Genomic DNA, 3,443 nt, shown 5'->3' on the forward strand with positions numbered 1-3,443 from the left:
ACTTCCGTTGCCTTTAGCCCAAACGGAGAGCAGTTAGCCATCGGCGACACCAATGGGGATATTCAAGTTTGGAGCACGATCGACCAGACGCCCATTGCCACCTGTCGCGGACACAGTGGCTGGGTTTGGAGTGTCGCCTATAGCCCAACGCAGCCGCTCCTCGCCAGCGCTGGACAGGATCACACCATCCGGCTGTGGGATGCCAACACCGGAGACGGCCTCGCAATCCTGCACGGACACACCAATATCGTCACCGCGATCGCGTTTACGCCGCACGGGCTCGTCAGCAGCAGCTACGATCGCACGATCAAACTCTGGGATACCGCAACCGGAACCTGCCTCACCACGTTCGAGGGACACGGTGCCTGCGTCTGGAGCGTCTGCGCTACACCGGACGGCACGATCGTCAGCGCAGGCGAAGACTGCACAATTAAACTCTGGGACCGCGAAACGGGCAGCTGCCTCAAAACGCTGCGGGGACATTCGCGCTGGATACGGACAGTTGCCCTGCATCCCGACGGAAGAACGCTGGTCAGCGGCGGTTTCGATCGCACGATTAAATGCTGGAATTTGCAAACGGGCGAGTGTGTGCAAACGCTGCACGGGCACAATAAAACAATCACTTCAGTTGCCGTCAGCCCGGACGGGCTGCTTGCCAGCGGCAGCTACGATCAGACTGTCAAACTCTGGGATTTGCAAACTGGGTGCTGTCTGCAAACGCTGCAAAAGCACGATCGGCATGTCTGGGCGATCGCGTTTCATCCCCAAAAACCTGTTCTTGCCAGCGGTGGCGATGATCACAGCGCTAAACTGTGGGATCTCCCCACGGGGGAGTGCACTAAAACGCTACAGGGACAGAGCAACGCAATTTTTGCGATCGCCTTGAATCCGATTACCCGCGATCTCGTTGCCAGTGGACACGAAGACCAAACCGTGAAGCTGTGGCGGTTAGATTTGCAGCCCAACTCGTCTACCCAACCGTACACAACCTTACGGGGACACACCGATCGTATCTTGTCGATCGCCATTAGTCCTAATGGGGAGACGATCGCCAGCAGCAGTGCCGATTCCATGATTAAACTGTGGAACTGGCACGGTGACTGTTTAGCCACGCTGCACGATCACACCAGTTGGGTCTGGTCGGTGGCATACCGCCCCGATGGACAGCAACTGGCAAGTGGCAGCTACGACCAAGCCGTGCGTCTTTGGGACATGCAGACCGGATGTGTGAACACGCTGCGGGCACACACAAGCTCGGTTCTGGCAGTTGCTTTTAGCCCTGACGGAACTCAGCTTGCCAGCGGCGACTACAACCACACGATTCATCTGTGGAACGTGCAAACAGGCGAGTGCGTCAACACGCTGAATGGTCATACAGGTCGAATTTGGTCGATCGCCATTAGTCCTGATGGCAAGTGGCTGGCAAGTGCTGGAGACGATCACGTTGTCAAGCTGTGGAGTTTGACGACGGGGGACTGCTGCAAAACGCTGATCGGACACACCGATCACGTCTTGTCGGTTCAATTCAGTTTGGGAGGTACAGCGGTGATCACGGCTAGCGCTGACCAGACGCTGAAGTGCTGGAGCATAGCATCCGGTGAGTGTCTACAAACCTTTGCAGGACACGAAAACTTGGTTTGGGCTGGGCTGGAATGCACCCGCGAAATTTTGGTCAGCGGCAGCCAAGACGAGACCATTAAGCTTTGGAATGCTCAGACAGGCGAGTGCATACGCACGCTGCGATCGCTTCGCCCCTACGAAGGGCTGAATTTGACGCAGGTAAAGGGGCTCACCGACGCACAAATCGGCACGTTGCAAGCGTTGGGAGCAATTGCTCTACCTGACCATGCCTTGCAGCGCGACTTGTAGATCCTGCGTTAGGTCGGCGACGGCTTGCTTGGCGCTGCGGCGATTCACCTGATACGCCTCCCACCGATCGGATACCGAAATTGGTTCCCCGACTGTAATTAGCGCGCGCTGCTTACCCAGCTTCGGACGCTTAAACGGACTGTTGCCCTTAATGCGTGCCACCATATCCCACAGCAGCAGCGTAGTTTCGGCAAAGCGCTCCACGGTGGGGCGCTCCAGCACGTATTTTCCAGTCACCGCGACAAAGCTTTCCACCAACCGCATGTGCCACAGCCGCAGCGAGGCTTCTTCCGCCAGTCGATCGGCAAGTCCCCGCTCTACGGGAGAAAGCTGGTCGATCGTCTTCAAGTCCTCGCGGTAGATGTAGTCCCAGCCTGCCTGTTCTAGTCGGCGGCAGCGGTCAATCACGCTTCCCTTGGCAGGCAAATTAAAGTACTGCTCTGCAACTCGCAGCGCTACATCTAGCAGCGCATTCAGGCGAGCGTTAAATTCCTCATTTGATCCGGGCGGGTGCAGACCCGCTTGATCCGGTCCGGCGATCGCCGACGCAACAGGCGGCAGCGTTTGGTGGTAAAAGCGCGTGTAGTACTGCTCCATCTGGGTCAGCAGATGTTCTCCCAGACGGTAGAGGCGATGGTATAGCGCAGAGTCGTCGAGGCTGCTTGTAGTGTTGGTCAATCCGACATCGTGCTCAATCTCGGCGAGCAGTTGGGCGATCGCCTTCCAAGGCGGTGTCACATAGCGGTACTGAATCCCGATCGGCACCAGAAATACCTGCTCCGATCGTCCCGCCTTTAGCAAATCCTCAGCGCACCAGAACCCAAGCTGAGCGATTCCCGGCTCTAGCGGGCTGATAATCTCGCTGTGCCCGTTGGTGGCTCCCTCCGGTGCTGCTGCCATTGGCAGACTGCCATTTGCAAACAAATCGCGGGCAGAGCGTAACCCCACTCGATCCAGCTTGCCGCGATGGATTGGGGTGCCGCCCAAGCGCGAATAGAGCCAGCCCATAAATGAACCCGCCCACAGAGGAATGCCACGATCGTAGATAAAGTGAGCATGAATCGGCGTTTGGAGCGTTGTGTGCCGCTGGCGTGCTGTCTGGGGCACCGATCGTGACAGCAAATGCGCCAGACACAGCGGATCGTCAGCGCTGGGATGCCGAAACGCCATCAAAAAGCGAATTTTTCCCGCCTGAAACTGCTGATACAGATTTACCAGTCGGTCAACGTGCTCTGCTTCGATGTGCGTGATCGCCGTTCGCGATCGGGTAATCAGGGGCAGCAGCGCTTGCAGCGATCGGACGGTGGTGAGATCGAGTGCGGGTGGAATGAACTCTAAGGCGGGTTGGGCGGACTGAGTAGAGCGAGGCAAGGACGATCTCCAAGGACGTGAGTGAGGAGTGAGGAGGGGATTCGCTTCTCACTTAAAAACAAATTATTCCCCAGCTCAAGGGTTGTTGTTCACAGATAGACGATTTAGAAAATGAACACAAGCTTCAAACTCCAGGCATCCTCGCTGCGGGTGAGTTCGATTTGACGAATAAACTCCCGGAAGTAAAAGCGGCGCTCTGTTTC

General features: G+C 57.0%; 2 protein-coding genes. One reads left to right on the forward strand and one right to left on the reverse strand.

Annotation, left to right across the window (positions count from 1 at the left end; translation table 11 throughout):
- A partial coding sequence (locus tag H6F43_RS00335; protein WP_190340053.1) for a WD40 repeat domain-containing protein occupies nucleotides 1–1,869 on the forward strand: 1,869 nt, incomplete at its 5' end.
- Here H6F43_RS00335 and H6F43_RS00340 read toward each other — a convergent pair.
- Nucleotides 1,837–3,240, reverse strand: coding sequence for a 1-acyl-sn-glycerol-3-phosphate acyltransferase (locus H6F43_RS00340; RefSeq protein ID WP_190340054.1), 1,404 nt, complete (start codon nucleotides 3,238–3,240; stop codon nucleotides 1,837–1,839). The two genes, H6F43_RS00335 and H6F43_RS00340, sit on opposite strands and share 33 nt — an antisense overlap.
- Nucleotides 3,241–3,443 lie beyond the last annotated feature (203 nt).

The organism is Leptolyngbya sp. FACHB-36 (assembly GCF_014695955.1).
Classification (GTDB): domain Bacteria; phylum Cyanobacteriota; class Cyanobacteriia; order Leptolyngbyales; family Leptolyngbyaceae; genus FACHB-36.